Annotated in this window: 19 protein-coding genes; 18 read left to right on the top strand and 1 reads right to left on the bottom strand. The window is 70.2% G+C overall.

The features are described from left to right. Window positions 1-13 precede the first annotated feature (13 nt). Both NWFMUON74_RS18205 and NWFMUON74_RS18200 read left to right on the top strand, forming a co-directional pair. Complete coding sequence (locus tag NWFMUON74_RS18205) at window positions 14-1,087, top strand: methyltransferase (protein ID WP_187683078.1); 1,074 nt, start codon at window positions 14-16, stop codon at window positions 1,085-1,087. A gap of 11 nt (window positions 1,088-1,098) precedes the next feature. Continuing rightward, window positions 1,099-1,674: a DUF6879 family protein gene (locus NWFMUON74_RS18200; RefSeq protein WP_187683077.1), complete on the top strand. Its 576-nt coding sequence runs from the start codon at window positions 1,099-1,101 to the stop codon at window positions 1,672-1,674. Here the strand turns inward: NWFMUON74_RS18200 and NWFMUON74_RS18195 are convergent. Further along, entirely contained in the window at window positions 1,657-2,511 is an 855-nt protein-coding gene (locus NWFMUON74_RS18195; protein WP_187683076.1) for a TIGR03621 family F420-dependent LLM class oxidoreductase, read from the bottom strand. The genes NWFMUON74_RS18200 and NWFMUON74_RS18195 overlap by 18 nt on opposite strands. A 249-nt stretch (window positions 2,512-2,760) precedes the next feature. On the opposite strand from NWFMUON74_RS18195, the gene NWFMUON74_RS36580 reads away from it, so the two are divergent. From NWFMUON74_RS36580 to NWFMUON74_RS18120, 16 genes are all read left to right on the top strand, one after another. Continuing rightward, on the top strand, window positions 2,761-2,889 hold the full coding sequence (locus tag NWFMUON74_RS36580) for a hypothetical protein (protein ID WP_269475281.1): 129 nt from the start codon (window positions 2,761-2,763) through the stop codon (window positions 2,887-2,889). Beyond that, window positions 2,886-3,134, top strand: coding sequence for an acyl carrier protein (locus tag NWFMUON74_RS18190; RefSeq protein ID WP_187683075.1), 249 nt, complete (start codon window positions 2,886-2,888; stop codon window positions 3,132-3,134). Before NWFMUON74_RS36580 ends, NWFMUON74_RS18190 begins: the two co-directional genes overlap by 4 nt. Window positions 3,135-3,152: 18 nt before the next feature. Then, window positions 3,153-4,127, top strand: a complete 975-nt coding sequence (locus tag NWFMUON74_RS18185; RefSeq protein WP_187683074.1) for an ACP S-malonyltransferase — start codon at window positions 3,153-3,155, stop codon at window positions 4,125-4,127. A 14-nt stretch (window positions 4,128-4,141) separates the two neighbouring features. Continuing rightward, window positions 4,142-4,885 (top strand): 3-oxoacyl-ACP reductase FabG, encoded by a 744-nt coding sequence (fabG, locus tag NWFMUON74_RS18180; RefSeq protein WP_187683073.1) that lies wholly within the window; start codon window positions 4,142-4,144, stop codon window positions 4,883-4,885. Then, window positions 4,882-5,301: an ApeI family dehydratase gene (locus NWFMUON74_RS18175; protein WP_187683072.1), complete on the top strand. Its 420-nt coding sequence runs from the start codon at window positions 4,882-4,884 to the stop codon at window positions 5,299-5,301. Before fabG ends, NWFMUON74_RS18175 begins: the two co-directional genes overlap by 4 nt. Further along, on the top strand, window positions 5,285-5,818 hold the full coding sequence (locus NWFMUON74_RS18170) for an ApeP family dehydratase (RefSeq protein ID WP_187683071.1): 534 nt from the start codon (window positions 5,285-5,287) through the stop codon (window positions 5,816-5,818). Before NWFMUON74_RS18175 ends, NWFMUON74_RS18170 begins: the two co-directional genes overlap by 17 nt. A gap of 27 nt (window positions 5,819-5,845) precedes the next feature. Then, entirely contained in the window at window positions 5,846-6,886 is a 1,041-nt protein-coding gene (locus tag NWFMUON74_RS18165) for an oxygenase MpaB family protein (RefSeq protein WP_187683070.1), read from the top strand. Continuing rightward, on the top strand, window positions 6,874-7,539 hold the full coding sequence (locus NWFMUON74_RS18160) for a class I SAM-dependent methyltransferase (RefSeq protein WP_187683069.1): 666 nt from the start codon (window positions 6,874-6,876) through the stop codon (window positions 7,537-7,539). Before NWFMUON74_RS18165 ends, NWFMUON74_RS18160 begins: the two co-directional genes overlap by 13 nt. 19 nt (window positions 7,540-7,558) lie before the next feature. After that, a complete protein-coding gene (locus NWFMUON74_RS18155) occupies window positions 7,559-8,758 on the top strand; it encodes a cytochrome P450 (RefSeq protein ID WP_187683068.1) in 1,200 nt (399 codons plus the stop codon). Window positions 8,759-8,879: 121 nt separating this feature from the next. Beyond that, on the top strand, window positions 8,880-9,539 hold the full coding sequence (locus tag NWFMUON74_RS18150; RefSeq protein WP_187683067.1) for a GAP family protein: 660 nt from the start codon (window positions 8,880-8,882) through the stop codon (window positions 9,537-9,539). 106 nt (window positions 9,540-9,645) lie between these two features. Continuing rightward, the gene (locus NWFMUON74_RS18145; protein WP_187683066.1) at window positions 9,646-11,100 is read left to right on the top strand and encodes a hypothetical protein; all 1,455 of its coding nucleotides are present in this window, start codon (window positions 9,646-9,648) and stop codon (window positions 11,098-11,100) included. Between the two features lie 39 nt (window positions 11,101-11,139). Beyond that, window positions 11,140-11,745 carry a TetR/AcrR family transcriptional regulator gene (locus NWFMUON74_RS18140; RefSeq protein WP_197986861.1) on the top strand — a complete coding sequence of 202 codons (606 nt, stop codon included), beginning with the start codon at window positions 11,140-11,142 and terminating at the stop codon, window positions 11,743-11,745. A gap of 127 nt (window positions 11,746-11,872) precedes the next feature. Then, on the top strand, window positions 11,873-12,472 hold the full coding sequence (locus NWFMUON74_RS18135; protein WP_187683064.1) for a sigma-70 family RNA polymerase sigma factor: 600 nt from the start codon (window positions 11,873-11,875) through the stop codon (window positions 12,470-12,472). 127 nt (window positions 12,473-12,599) lie between these two features. Further along, entirely contained in the window at window positions 12,600-13,256 is a 657-nt protein-coding gene (sigK, locus tag NWFMUON74_RS18130) for an ECF RNA polymerase sigma factor SigK (RefSeq protein ID WP_187683063.1), read from the top strand. Next, window positions 13,249-13,959, top strand: a complete 711-nt coding sequence (locus NWFMUON74_RS18125; protein WP_187683062.1) for an anti-sigma factor — start codon at window positions 13,249-13,251, stop codon at window positions 13,957-13,959. Before sigK ends, NWFMUON74_RS18125 begins: the two co-directional genes overlap by 8 nt. A gap of 125 nt (window positions 13,960-14,084) precedes the next feature. Next, window positions 14,085-15,104: an alpha/beta hydrolase gene (locus NWFMUON74_RS18120; RefSeq protein WP_232110425.1), complete on the top strand. Its 1,020-nt coding sequence runs from the start codon at window positions 14,085-14,087 to the stop codon at window positions 15,102-15,104. Window positions 15,105-15,145 lie beyond the last annotated feature (41 nt).

Genomic DNA, 15,145 nt, shown 5'->3' with positions numbered 1-15,145 from the left:
GAACGGAACAGTCATGGCCGAACTGATTGCCGAAGCGGTGTGCCCGCACTGCGGAGCGGACCCGGATACCGACACGATCACCGACCTGCTGGCCACGCGCTGGGTCGGCTACGCGATGACCACGGCCGCCGAACTCGGCATCGCCGACGCGCTCGCCGACGGACCCCGGACGGCGGCTGCCGTCGCCGCGGCCACCGGAGCCGACGAGGTCGGCGTGACCAGCCTGTTGCGCGCCCTGGCCACCATCGGCCTGGTCCGCCAGCTCGACGGCGACGAACTGTTCGAATCCACCGCCGCCGGTGCCGCGCTGCGCGCCGACGCGCCGGGCTCGCTCCGGGATGCCGTACTCGTCTCCGGCGGTGAGCGTTTCCTGCGCGGCTGGATGCGGTTGACCGAGCGCGTGCGGGCCGGGCGTGCGCCGATCAGCGAGCAGGAGCGGGTGGCCGACCCCTTCGACCGGCTGGCCGCGCTGCCGGAGGCGCAGGATCGGTTCCACACGGCCATGGCCGACGCCACCGGCGCCGTCGCGCAGGCCGTCGCCGACGCCTACGACTACACCGGGATCGGCAGCATCGTGGACGTCGGCGGCGGATACGGCACACTGCTGCCGCCGATCCTGTGGCGCTACCCGGATATGACCGGCGTGGTCTTCGACCGGCCCTACTGCCGCACGGGCGCCGAGCGCGTCATCGCCGATGCCGGACTGGCCGACCGGTACCGGTTCGCCGGCGGCAGCTTCTTCGGCGATCCGCTGCCGCCGGGAGCCGATGCCTATGTGCTCAAGAGCGTGCTGCACGACTGGGACGACGAGCGGGCCGTGGAGATCCTGCGCAGCTGCCGCGCGGCGATGGGCCCGCGATCGCGTTTGCTCATCGTGGAGGTCGTGATGCCGGATCGCACCGAATCGACTCGCGAACACCGGCAGAAGATCTGGGCGGATCTGACCATGTTCGTGGCCTCCGGGCGCGGTGAGCGCACCGAACGCCGCTACGCGGCGCTACTGGAGGCGGCCGGAATGCGGATCGCGCGAATCGTGCCGACCGCGACGCTGGATCGCGCCGACATCATCGAAGCGGTCGCGGCATAGAGGAGGACACCATGTCACGACGGATCACCGAACTGCAATCGCCGGAGATTCGGAGCTTTCTCACCGGCATCCGCTCGTCGTGGTTCCGCCTCGCCACGCTGCAGCGGTACGACTTCGACTCCGAGGCCGAGCCGATGCGGGAGTACCTGCGCACCGGCCGGATCGACAATCTGCCCGACACCTTCCTGCGCGTGATCTCCGGCCATGCCGCCGCGGGCCGCGTGCTGCAGCGGGTCTTCGTCGTCCGCGAACCGCTCGGCGACTACCTGCGTTTCGCGCTGGCCGCGTTCGAGCAGTGTGTGGAGGCGGGCGAGGACATCCGGGTGCTGCCGGTGCCCGCCGGGCCGTGGCCCGCCGACCTGCCGGAGGGATTCGATTACTGGCTGTTCGACGACACCGCCCTGTGGTCGATGGAATTCGACGCGGACGACCGCTTCGTCGCCACCCAGGAACTCACCAACCCGGCCCTGCTCGCGCAGTGCCGGCGGTGGCGCGACATCGCGGTGGCGCGGTCGGTGCCACTGCGTGCGTACCTGTCGCGGGGCGCGGCCGCGGTGGGCGCGCGAACCTCAAGCGCCCCGCAGTAATTCGACGACCGGGGCGAACTCGTCCTGATGCCGGTCGGGGACGGCGAGGTAGGAGATGCCGAACCGCTCCCGCAGGCCCTCGACCTGTGTCGCGATCTCCGCGATGCTGCCCACCAGGAGTATCGGGAGGTCGGCGAGGACCTCGGCGGGCAACCGGAACCGCCGGGTGAGGGCGCGCAGCGCGGCGTCACGGTCGTCGGTGACCACCACCGCGCGGACGGTGAGATTGCGTTCGATCGCCGCCGACCGGTCGGCCGCGACCCGGTCGAAGTAGGCGACCCGTTCCGCGAAGGCGCGCTGCCCGAGCGGGCTCAGCCCGCCGGCGGCCGCCGGGTCGTAGCGCATGCCGAGGAAGCTCACGATATCGGCGTGGCGGGCGGCCAGCCGCAGCACGCGATTCCCGTTGCCCGCCACCAGGATCGGTACGTCCGCCCGTCCGCCGAGTGCGGCGCGGGCGGCGTCGAGGGCGCGCGCCAGATCGTCCACCCGGTCCCGCGGCGATCCGGGATCGACGCCCACCGCGGCGAATTCCTGTGGCAGATAACCGGTTCCGAGCCCGAGCTCGAACCGTCCCGCGGTGTGCCCGGCGACGGTGGCGATCTCGCGGGTGAGCAGTGCCGCCGGATACAGGCCGGAATTGAGCACATAGGTGCCCACGCGCAGCCGCGTCGCGTGTGCCGCGGCCACCGCGAACGGGAAGGGCGCCGGAGTCGTCAGATGATCGGGCGCCAGCAGGATGTCGTAGCCCTGCGATGCGGCGCGCGCACCGGCCGCGATCCATTCCCGGTCCGCCGGTGCCGCCATCACGCTGAGGCCGAACCTGAATGCTCGTGTCATGCCGCCGGATCTCCTCGTTCATCGGATCTTTGCGTGAAAACAGCTGCACGCCAGGCTATTCGACATTCAGCGCATCGCCCGGCCTGTCGGCGGTGACGCGCGCCGGGCGTGCGGCAACGGCTCTCGAACAATGCACAATAAATGTTATCCGACGCTTGCCCGCGGCCGCCGCGCTCGCGTACTGTCATTCATTGTGCAGCTGCTCGACCGGCGGCGGTCGTGACGTTCGTCCGTGACCGGAGGTGGACCGTGGAGTTCGCGTCGACCCCGTGGTACGGCCGGCTGTTCGTCATGCTCGCGCCGTGGGCCTGGGCGCACGCGGCCGCGGTGATGCCGGTCTGGCCGTATCCGGCACCGGAGGAGAGGTTGCTGTCATGACCAGTTCGACCAGACCCGATATCGACGAGCTCCGCGAACTCGTCTCCGACGTGTTCGACATCGACCCCGAACAGGTCACCGCCACGGCGCATTTCAAGGAAGATCTCGGCGCCGACTCCGCCAAGGGGCTGGAGCTCGCGGTGCATCTGGTGCGCCGGTACAACGTGGAGGTCAGCGGCGAGGAACTGCTCGAACTCGGCAATGTCCAAGGGCTCTACGACCACCTGCTCGGCCGGTTGCCCTGACCGCGGCGGGGTGAGGTCATGACCGTCGAGGACGTCCGGGCGCCCGGCGCCGTCGCCCTGCTGTTCCCCGGACAGGGTGCGCAGCGGCCCGGAATGGGCCGGCCATGGACGGAGACCGAATCCTGGGCGCTGGTGGCCGTACTGGCGGAGCTGGCCGGGCGCGACCTCGCCGAACTGCTGTTGCACGCCGACGCGGCGACCCTGCGGCGCACCGACAACGCGCAATTGGCCACCTTCGCGCTGGAAATGGTCATCCTCGCCGAGCTGGTGGCCGCGGGCCTTCCGGCCGACGGCCTGGCCGGTTGCGCCGGGCACAGCCTGGGTGAGTACTCGGCGCTGGTGGCCGCGGGGGTACTGACCCTCGCCGATGCCGCGCGAGTGGTGCGCGTCCGTGCGGAGGCGATGGCGGCGGCCGCGCGGCGGCGACCGGGGACCATGGCGGTGGTCGTCAACGCCGATCACGCCGACACCGCCGATCTGGTCGCCCGGGCGCGGGCGGCGGGCGCGGCGGTCTGGGTCGCGGGAATCAATGCGCCGCAACAGATCACCGTCGCCGGGACCGATGCGGGACTGGCCGCGCTCGATACCGGGGTCCGTGCGCTCGGTGGCAAACTCATCGACCTGCGCGTCGGCGGTGCGTTCCACACCCCCTTCATGAGCCCGGCGGTGCCCGCCGTCGCCGCGGCGCTGGCCGCTGCCCCGGTGGCGCCGGGCCGCACCGCGGTCGTCGCCAACGCCGACGGGCTGGCCGCGAAGAAGCCGGTCGACTGGGCGGAGCTGGTGTGCCGGCAACTGGTCGAACCGGTGCAGTGGCACCGCACCATGCGTACGCTGACCGATGATCTCGGCGCTCGCATTGTCGTGGAGGCGGGCCCCGGCAAGGCGCTGTGCGGCCTGGCCCGATTACACGACCGCGAATTGGCCGCGCTGACAGTGAATTGTCCCGCCGACATACCGGCGACCGTCGTGCGATGTCTGGAAACACTGGTGTGACAGAGGTGACGGAGATGAGCGACGACGGGGCCTGTGCCGTCGTGACCGGAGGGTCGCGCGGCATCGGGCGGGCGATCGCGGTGCGGCTGGCGCGCTCGGGCTACGACATCGGGCTGTGCTACCGCGCCGACGAGAACGCGGCGCGCGCGGTGGCCGACGCCGTCACCGAGGCGGGCCGGAAATGTCACTACGCGCGGTGCGAGGTCACCGACGATACGGCGGTGCGGCATTTCCTCGACACTGTCGAGGAGACCATCGGGCCGATCGAGGCGCTGGTCAACTGCGCCGGGGTGATCCGGGACAAGCCGCTGGCGCTGCAGGCGGACGCGGACTGGCACACCGTGCTCGACACCAACCTGACCGGTACCTTCCACTTCTGCCGGCGCCTGGCGTTCACGTTCATCAAGCAGCGCAAGGGCGTGATCGTCAACGTCTCCTCGGTCGCCGGGGAACGCGGCAACGCCGGGCAGGCGAACTACGCCGCCGCCAAGGCGGGCATCGACGGGCTGAGCCGATCACTGGCGAAAGAGCTGGGGCCCTACGGTATTCGCGTCAACTCCGTCGCACCCGGGTGGATCGAGACCGACATGACCGCCGCGTCGACGGCGGCCGCGCGCGCCCGCGCGCTGGAGGCGATCACCCTGCGGCGCTTCGGTACCCCCGCGGAGGTCGCGGAGCTGGTGAACTTCCTGGTCTCGGACGCCGCGAGTTTCATCACCGGCCAGGTCGTCCGGATCGACGGCGGGATGGTCCTGTGACCGGGCCGGTCGCTTCGCCGATTCCCGCCGGGCCGAGGGCGCGGCCGCTGAGCGACGGCGAGTTCGAGGCCGAGCGGACCGTCGTCGCCACCGATCCCTATCAGGCGGGGCATTATCCGGACTATCTCATCTATCCGGGCGTGTTCATTGTCGAGAATGTCGTTCGGGCGGCGAAAGACGCACTGGCGCAGCGAATTCCCGGCGGCGCGGGGGCGTTGCGGTGCCTGCGGTCAGCGCGCTTCACCGCGCCCGTGCGCCCGGGGGATCGGCTCGTCGTGCGCGGGAAATTCTCGGTCGACCGGTCGGCCGAGCGGATCGAGGTGCGGGCGAGGTGTGTGCGCGGCGACGGCGTCGCCGCCGCCACGGTGCGCCTCGCCTTCGCGCTGAACGGAGGCGCCGATGCTGGAATACGGTGAGATCGGGCGATTCCTGCCGCACCGGCATCCGATGCTGCTGGTGGACCGGGTCCTGTCCTACACCGCGGGGGAGCGCATCACCACGGTCAAGGCGATCTCCGGGGCCGAGCCGTGCTACGCGGGCGTGCCGCCGGACGCGCCGCCGGAGGCGTTCGGCTATCCCGAGACCCTGCTGATCGAATCGTTCGCGCAGAGCGGCGCGCTGCTGTGGCTGATGACCGCGCACGACCGCGGGGAACGGCTCGGCGGCGTCGGCATGGTGGCCGTGCTGCGGGAGTGCGCCTTCGGCCGCCGGGCGTGGCCCGGCGACCTGGTCCGTCACGAGGTCCGGCTGGAACGGATGATCGGCGACAACGTGGTGTTCTCCGGCGAGATCCGCACGCCCGCGGGCCCGGTGGCGACGGTCGATTCCATCATCGCCGCATTCCGTCCGGGCGAAGCCCTGGCGGCGTCGGACAATGTTGCCGAAACAATGACGCCGCGCTCCGATCACGTTGTGGCACAACCATTGCAGTGAATGTGGGACTGCGGTACCGTCGATGCGGTGCAGATCATTTCCATGATCGGTGGCTCGGGCGAGGACGGGGACGATGCCGCCGGGAAATCCGCGAGGCGCGCCGCCCCCTCGCCGCCCGTGCCGGAACGGGCGGCCGACTCGAGTCTGAAAAGATCTGAGCTGCACCAGATTCCGCTGTCACCACACTCGCTCACCTGGCGGTACATGGGTGATTTCCGGCATTTCGGCATCGCGCTGCGCAGTGCGGTCACCCAGGCGGTGCACCCGCAATTCGCTCAGTCGGGAATGCAGCATTCGCGGGCGCACGGCCCGCTGGAACGGCTGCGCGTCGCCTTCGTGCCGATCTTCGAAACGGTGTACGCGCCACCGGAAGAAGCCCGCAAGCGCGGTCTGCAGATACGGAACTACCACAAACCGCTGTCGGGGACCATGCCGGGCGGCGGCCGGTACCACTCGCTGGACGCGAATACATTCTTCTTCGCGCACGCCACATTCCTCGATCACGTGGTGACCGGAATCGACCGGTTCGTGCGGCGGCTGAGCCGGGCCGAGAAGGAACAGCTGTTCCGCGAGAGCCTGGACCTCTACTCGATGTGGGGCGTCGCCCTGCCCGCCGACGCGCCGGGCAGCTGGGCGGAATTCGAGGCGTACTTCGAGCGCGCCCTGCGCGAGGAGAGCCGGGGCAATATCGGCGCCCGGCACGTGGCCCGCCGGCTCAACAGCCGCACCCTGCCGCGTCCGCCCGGCGGGAAGATCCCGCCCCGAGCCTGGAACGCGCTCGTCGCCGTGCTCATGTTCCTGACCATCGGCGGCACCCCGGCCGCCGTCCGCGAACAGCTGGAGATCTCCTGGTCGGCCCGGGAGGAGCGGCTGTATGTGGCCGTCTGCGCGGTCAGCCGGGCACTGAGCCCGCTCTGGGAGCGCCTCGCCCCGCTGTCGTGGCGCTACCCGCGAGTCGCCGTCGCGGCCTTCCGCCGCGAACGCATCAATCCCCGCCGCATCACCATGCGGCGGGCCGACGACGCCGATCCGCGCCCGGCGGTGGTGGAGAGGAAGTGGAACCGGTGAAGAAGACCTCCACCAGCACCCTGCCCTACGAAATGTATTACCGCCTGGGACTGGCGTTCTGGGACACGTTCGACACCGACCGCGGCCTGGTCGAGCTGGTCGAGGGCGCCGCCGCGCTGCCGCCCGGGCGCGCGCTGGACCTCGGCTGCGGCACCGGCCGCAACAGTGTCTATCTGGCGAAGCACGGCTGGGAGGTGACGGGGGTCGAACTGGTCGCGGAGGCGGTCGCGCGCGCGGAGGAACGGGCCCGCGCCGAGGGCGTGACGACGGCCCGGTTCGTGCACGGCGACATCCTCGCCCTCGAAGACGCCGCGATCGGCGCCGACTACACGCTGCTGGTGGATTTCGGCTGCCTGCACAGTGTTCCGTGGGACTCGCGCGACAGGTACGCCGAGGTGGTGACGGCCCACGCGGCGCCCGGTGCCGTGCTGTGGATCTGGGGCCGCCAGGCCTACGGCGAGGTGGGGATGACCGCGGAAGAACTCGGCCGTCGTTTCCCGACGTGGGAACTGATGCTGGCCGAGGAGGTTCCCAACGAGGAGATGCAGAGCCGAGTGGGGGAGGTGCCCGCCACGCAGCGACCGATTCGCGCCTTCATGACCTCGTCGAAGATCCCGCCGGCCTGGCGATTCCGACTCGTGAAACAGACCTGACCACCGAAGGAGGCTCGGTATGCCGGTTACCGAGACACTGCCGCGGCTGCCGTTCCCGCGCGCCAGCGCCCTGGAACTCGCGCCCCTGTACGCCGAACTGCGCGCGGCGGGCCCCATGGCGCGCATAGTCACCCAGGCCGGGTACGAGGCCTGGCTGGTGACGGATTACGAACTGGCCAAACGGTTGTTCGCCGACCCGCGCCTGATCCGCGTTCATCCCGACGACCCCGGCCAGGACCGGAAATTCACCACCTCCTCCTCGGGCGCGCACGTGCCGGCCGACCGCTCGCACGAGCAGGCCGACCACGCGAACATCAGAAAGCTGCTGGCTCCGGCGTTCTCGGCGCGCCGGATGCGGCGGCTGCGGCACCGCATCGGCGAACTGGTCGAGGAGTACATCGGCCCGCTGCGGGAGCGGCCGCGTCCTCTCGATCTGCACGCGGAATTCTCCGTGCCGCTGCCCGTGGCGGTGATCTGCGAGATCGTCGGCATTCCGCACGCCGACCGGGATCGGTTCCTGCCCTGGTGCGACGCGATCGGCCTGCTGAACGATCCCGCGGCGGGCGTGCGGGCGACGAACGAACTCTTCGCCTACATGATGGATCTGGTGGCCCGCAAGCGCCGCGAACCGGGCGCGGACGTGGTGTCCGATCTCATCGCCGCCGAGGCCGCCGAGGGCCTCGACGCCACCCTGATCGCCAGGACCGCCGCGGTGCTGTTGTTCGCCGGGCAGACGACGACCGTCGGCCGCATCGACTTCGGCACGCTGTACCTGCTCGCCGAGCCCGGCCGGTATCGGCGGCTGCGCACCCACCCCGAATCCGTGCCGGGCGCCGTGGAGGAGATCCTCCGCATGGCCGCGCCGTCGGACAACGCGATCCATCCGCGGCACGCGCTCGAACCGCTGGAGGTCGACGGCATCACCATCGAGCAGGGCGACCTGGTCGTCATCGCCCCGGCCGCCGCCAATCGGGACCCGAACGTGTTCGACGCGCCCGACGCCTTCGACCCGGCCCGGAATCCGAACCCGCACATCGCCTTCGGCCACGGCGCGCACCACTGCATCGGAGCCGGCCTGGCCCGGGCCGAGCTGAACGTGGTCTTCACCGAACTACCCCGGCGGCTTCCCGGTCTGCGACTGCCCCGCCCGGCCGAGGCCGTCCAGCTGTATACCGACAAGCTCAACGGCGGCCTGACGGAATTGCTGGTGGACTGGTAGCGCGGGGGCCCGCGCCCGGCGATTCATCCTCGCCGGGTGAGGTCGTCCGGGCGGACCTCGTGATCGAATACAGCCGCATCGCTTCTCGAACGGCGAGGAGTCGCGGCGACAGGGGTTCGGTATGGGTCCGGTCCTGGGTGAACTGTTACCGCTGGCGGTCGGCGTCGCGATCTCGCCGATCCCGGTGGTCGCGGCCATCCTGATGATCCTGTCGAAGCACGGGGGCGGCGCGGGTGGCGGGTTCGCGGTCGGCTGGGTGGTGGGCATCGGCGGGGTGACGGCCGTGGTGACCGCCCTGTCCGGACGTCTCGGGGACTCCGCCGACCGGCATCCGTCCGTGGCGGCCGCGTGGATCAAGATCGTCCTCGGTGTGCTGCTCGTACTCCTGGCCGTCGCGCAATGGCGCGGTCGCGCCGACACCACCCCGCCGGGCTGGATGCGAGCACTCGATCAGCTCACCGCGATCAAGGCCGCCGGGCTGGGCATGCTGCTGTCGGCGGCCAACCCGAAGAATCTGCTGCTGTGCCTGTCGGCCGGAGTCGCGGTCGGCGCCGCCGACCTGGACGTGAGCGGCGAAGTGGTGGCGGTCGTGGTCTTCACGGCACTCGCGGCGGCGAGCGTGCTGGTCGTGGTGCTGGGTTACGCGTTCGCCGCGGACCGGCTGCGCGGCACCCTCGACGCCGCCCGGATCTGGCTGCAGGACAACAACCACACGGTCATGGCCGTGGTGTTGCTCCTGATGGGCGCGGTGGTAGTCGGCAAAGGACTCGCCGGTCTGTGACCGGTTCCGGGGCGGGACGGCCACGCCGTCATCTAGATACGATTGCGTAGCTACGTGAACGTATCTAGTGTGGTGTGATCCGGATTCCGCACCCGCTGGAGGTCTCATGTCCCATCCACTGCCGGTCGTCGTCGACTGGACGACACCGGTCATCACGTCGCAGACCGAACTCACCACGCACCTGTGGACAGCGCCGCCGCTGCGGCGCGGGTCGGCGATGCACGACAAGGCCTTCGCCGCGCTGCGGGACCTGAAGGTGGACCACGCGCGATTCCTGCCGTGGTGGTCGTCGCCGAAATTGTCGGTGCCCGAACTGGATCCACCGGCCGACGGCCGGACGTCGTGGGACTTCGGCCGCCTGGACCCGTTCGTGGACGATTTCCTCGACGCCGCGCAGGGCCGACCGGTGGTCATGAACTTCGCCACGATCCCGACCTGGATGTTCGAAACGCCGGAGCCGGTGCGGTACGCGGACGATCCCGCGGCGATCCACTGGGATTACGAGCAGGGCACCGAATTTCGCGATCCGAGCCTCACCGAGGTGGCGGATCACTTCGAACGGATCGGCCGGTGGTATCTCGGCGGCGGCTTCACCGACCAGTTCGGGGTGCGGCACGAGTCCGGGCGGCGTCATCGGTTCGCGTACTGGGAGGTGCTGTGTGAGCCCGACATCGGGCATCGGCTGTCCCCGGAGGTCTACACCCGTCTCTACGACGAGATCGTCGCACGCCTGCGTCCGCTCGATCCGGACATGAAGTTCATCGGGTTGTCGCTGGCCATGGTCGAGACGAATCCCGAGTACTTCTGGCACTTTCTCGACCCCGCCAACCACGCGGCGGGCATTCCGCTCGATGCCGTCTCCTACCACTTCTACGCCACCCCGGAGATCCTGAATCCGGTTGCCGGCGAGGGGAATCAGCCCTTCGATCGATGGCGGGCGTCGTATTTCGCGCAGGCGGACGGCTTTCTGCGGCAGGTCCGGCTGATCGACTCGATCCGCCGGAGGCTCTCGCCGGGAACGAAGACGTTCCTCAACGAGATCGGGACCTTCAACCCGGACGTGATGAATCCCGAACCCGCCGTGCCCGATGACTACTGGGCCCTGGCCGCCGCGGTCGTCGCCTACCTGTGGTCCGAACTCACCGCGCTGGGCATCGATCTGGTGGGAGTCGCCGAGTTCAACGGCTATCCGGGCATGATCCCGGGAGTATCGCTGCTGGACTGGGAGACCGGCGCACCCAACGCCCGCTATCACGTCCTGAAGCTGCTGCTGGACAACTTCGGTGTCGGTGACGTCCTGTGCGAGACCACGGTCGGCGGACCGATGTCCCCCGTGACGCGGATCCACGCCCGGGGCATCCGGACCGCCGCCGGGCAGCGAAAGGTGTTGCTGATCAACAAGTTCGCCGAACCCGTGCGGATCGGGCTCGCGGGCGGCGGCACCGCCGCGGTCATCGATACCCGCACCGGCCCGCCGGTTACCCGGCCCGTTACCGGGGAGGCGATCGAACTCGGACCGTTCGCCACAGTGGTCGTCACCCTGCGCGAAACCGAGGACTAATCTGCAGCACGGACACCCGAGCACCGCGAGAGGAAGATGATGGCCGCCACCCGGAACCGTCGCACCGACGCCGAAGTGGTGCAGGCCGTCCGCGCCGCGGTCCTCGCCGAACTCGACGAGGTCGGGCTCGGCAAGCTCACCATGGAGGGCATCGCCCACCGCGCCGGTACCGCGAAGACCTCGCTGTACCGGCGCTGGGACAGCCCGCAGGCGGTGCTGCTCGACGCGCTGCGCGGCGCGTTCCCGCAGGAGCGTCCCACCCCGGCGACCGACAACCTCCGGCAGGATCTGATCGACGCCCTGACGCTGATGGTGCGCTGGCTGGCGACACCGACGGCGCAGGCGGTCGCCGCCATCCTCGTCGAGCGGTCGCGGTATCCTGAACTCGCCGAGGCGATCTACACCCACGTCTTCGACGCCAAGGGCGGCCGCTTCACCAGCACCGTCCTGCACCACTACGCCGCCGCCGGAAAGCTCGACCCGGACTTGCTCACCCCCGTCGTCACCGACATCGGCGAAGCTCTGGTCCTCAAGTTCGCCTTCGACTCCGACGAGCTGCCGGGCCAGGAGACCCTCGCGGCGATCGTCGACCAAGCGATCCTCCCCGCGGTCGGCCACCCGCGGCCGAATTCGTTCCGTTCGTGACCAAACCATCCGGCCGGGCTGTTCGAAGCCCTTCCGAATGACTGGCCCGCACACCACGAAGGAACGAGCGAATCGTGCGCCGGAGACGCTCCGGCCCGGTTCGGCGAAAGTCACAGGTGCAACCCTGATGAACGAAGTGAGAACGGCCGCCGACCGTCTCGGACACGGCGAAGCGAGACGTTCGCTCGAGGATCTCCTCGCCGCGGCGGGCGACGGTGATCGCGACGCGTTCGCGATGTTCTACCGGCAGACCGGCCATCGCGTCCGCGGCCTGGCGTTGTCGATGCTGCGCAATTCCGCGACGGCCGAGGAGATCGCCCAGGAGGTGTACCTGCAGGTGTGGTCGCTCGCGGGCCGATACGACCCGCGGCGGTCGAGCCCGATGGGCTGGTTGATGATGCTGACACACCGGCGCGTCGTCGACCGCGTCCGCGTCGACCGCGCCGCCGCGGGCCGGGAATCGGTGTTCGGCCAACGGCATTCGGGTCGTGCGCACGACACGGTGTTCGAGGCGGTCGACCAGCGTCTCGACGAACAAGCGGTGCGGCACTGTCTGTGCACGCTGACCGCGTTGCAGCGGGAGAGCATCGTGCTGGCCTACTACGGCGGACTCACCTATCTCCAGGTGTCCGAGCGTTTGCAGACGCCGCTGGCCACCGTGAAGGCACGCATCCGGGAAGGTCTGCGGCGGCTCGCGGCCGGGTTGGCCGACCGTGGGAGGGCATGAGTGCCGCGGAATTCGACCCGGTGGTCGCGGAGCGCGCCGATGCTGGAGGACACCGGCGGCCGGCGTAATGTCCGACTCGGGAGGGGCATCGTCGCCGAGCCACCGCTACCGTTGGAGACACACAGTTATGGCGGATGAACCCCGCACCTTCTCCGTGGGCGGTCTCGGTGTGCGCGGCTCCGGACCGGACGCCTGCCCGACGGCGCGCCCGGCCGTGGCCGAGGAGGCCGCGGCTCGGCTCGCGGAGCTGCTGGAAGGGGTCGCGGGCGGTGACCGGCAGGCGTTCACTCAGCTCTACCGCTCGACGCACCATCGAGTATTCGGCCTGGCGCTGCGTATCCTGCGGCGACCCGCGCTCGCCGAGGAGACGGCCCAGGAGGTGTATCTCCACGTGTGGAAGGGAGCGGCGCAGTACGACGCCCGTCTCGCCAGTCCGATCGGGTGGCTCATGATGCTCACCCATCGCCGGGCCGTCGACCGGGTTCGGGTCGAGACCTCGTCCACCACAAGGGATCTCGCCTTCGGGCAGCGGCACCTGGGCCGCGACCACGACATCGTGGCCGAGACCGTCGGGCAGCGCTCGGACGAGCGTGCGGTGGTGGCGTGCCTGGAAACCCTCACCGAAACCCAACGTGAGACGGTCGCGCTGGCCTACTACGGCGGCCGAACCTACGCCGAGGTCGCCGACCACTTGGACGTCCCACTGAATACGGTCAAAACGCGCATCCGCGACGGCCTCAGGAGACTACGGAACTGCTTGACAGGATCGGTGCGCGATGCCTGACGCCGACCTCCTCGACCTCGCGTACCCCTACGCGCTCGACGCGCTGCCGCCGGATGATCGGCGCGCAGTCGAGGACATGCTCGACGACGCCGAATCCGGCGTGGCCGACGATTTCCGTGCCACCGTGCGCGAGCTACGCGAGACGCTGGCGATGATGACCGTCGTCGACGCCGTGCCCGCGCCCGCCGGACTCGAGGCCGCCGTGCAGCGGGCGCTGGACCGGGAGCTCGAGCGCCCGGCCCGCGCGTTCGGGCTCGCGCGCCGCACGCGGTGGCTCGCGGCAGCCGCGGCGGTGGTGGTCGCCGTCGGCGCCGCCGCCGGAATCACGGTGTACCGCAGTCAATCCCACCGATCCGGCGAGGTCACCGCGCAACACATCATCGAACAACCCGATGCCCGCGCCAGCGTCGTGCCGGTATCGGGCGGCGGCACCGCCACCGTGCAGCTGTCACGCCGACTCGACGCGGCGGTCGTCTCCTTCGACACCGTCGCGGCCCCACCGGCGGACCGCACGTACCAGTTGTGGCTGATATCGGGCACGGGCCAGGTCCGTTCGGCGGGCGTGCTCACCGGCCTTCCCACCGCTCGGTCGCCGTTGCTCGTGCACGTCGGCGACGCCGTGCAACTCGCGCTCTCGATCGAACCGGCGGGCGGCTCGCCCGCACCGACGACGGATCCCCTCGTCGGTGTGCCCCTCACCTGACGGCCGGGTCGGAACCGGGCCGGCGGCAACGGAACAGGGCGCGACGCCAAACCTCGGGCGGTCGCGGCGCGAACCCCTCGTGATGCCGTCGGCGAACAGCGCGCGGCACGAGCGAGAGGGGCTGGATGGTGGGAACACGGCGATCGACCCGCGCGGCGGCGATGCGATGGGTGCTGGCCGGTGCGCTGGCGGCGGCGGGCGCGACCACCGCGACCTCCGCCACCGCCGCGCCGGATGCCCCGGGCGTGGTGTCGGTGGCGGAGGTGAACGACCGGCAGCAACTGGTCACGGTGTTCTCGGCCGCGATGAACCGGCCGATTCCGGTACAGGTCGTCCGCGCCGCGGACCGTTCGCGGCCCACGCTGTATCTGCTCAACGGCTCCGGCGGCGGACCCAATCAGAGCGGGTGGGACGTGCAGACCGACGCGTTCGACTTCCTGCGGGGTGAGAACGTCAACGTCGTGACGCCGTTCGGCGGCAGCTATTCCTACTACACCGACTGGATACGCGACGACGCCGTCCTGGGCCGCAACAGATGGCAGACCTTCCTCAACGAGGAACTGCCGCCGATCATCGAGGACTATCTCTCCGCCGACGGCAACCGCGCGCTGGCCGGGGTGTCGATGAGCGGCACCTCCGTGCTGAACCTCGCGATCGCCAAGCCCGGCTTCTGGCAGGGCGTGGCCTCCTACAGTGGTTGCGCGCAGACCTCCGATCCCCTCGGGCACGAATTCGTCCGCCTCACGGTGGAGAACTGGGGTGGCGGGCAGAGTGTGGAGAACATGTGGGGCCCGGCCGGCGGACCGCTGTGGCGGGCCAACGATCCGCTGATCAACGCGGACCGGTTGCGCGGGACCGCCGTGTATCTGAGTGCGGGCAGCGGAATTCCGGCGCCGCCACACGACACCCCGGCTGATCGGCGCGTGCGTGAGGGCCGAATTCCGCTGCCGGTGCAGATCGCGTTCGGCGGCCCGATCGAGGCGGCGATCCACTACTGCACGGGCAATCTGGCGAACCGGTTGCACGAGTTGGCGATCCCGGTGACGTTCGCGGACCGCCCCATCGGGACGCACTCGTGGGGTTACTGGGAAGACGAGCTGCGGGCGTCCTGGCCGTTCCTGGCGCGGTCACTCGGTAGCCGGTAGGCGGACAGGGCAGCCACCCGCACAGTTAGCCACAAGTTGAC

Source organism: Nocardia wallacei, assembly GCF_014466955.1.
In the GTDB taxonomy this organism is placed as follows: Bacteria; Actinomycetota; Actinomycetes; order Mycobacteriales; family Mycobacteriaceae; genus Nocardia; species Nocardia wallacei.
Note: the sequence above shows the minus strand (reverse complement) of the source record. Positions and strands in the feature narration are given on the sequence as shown.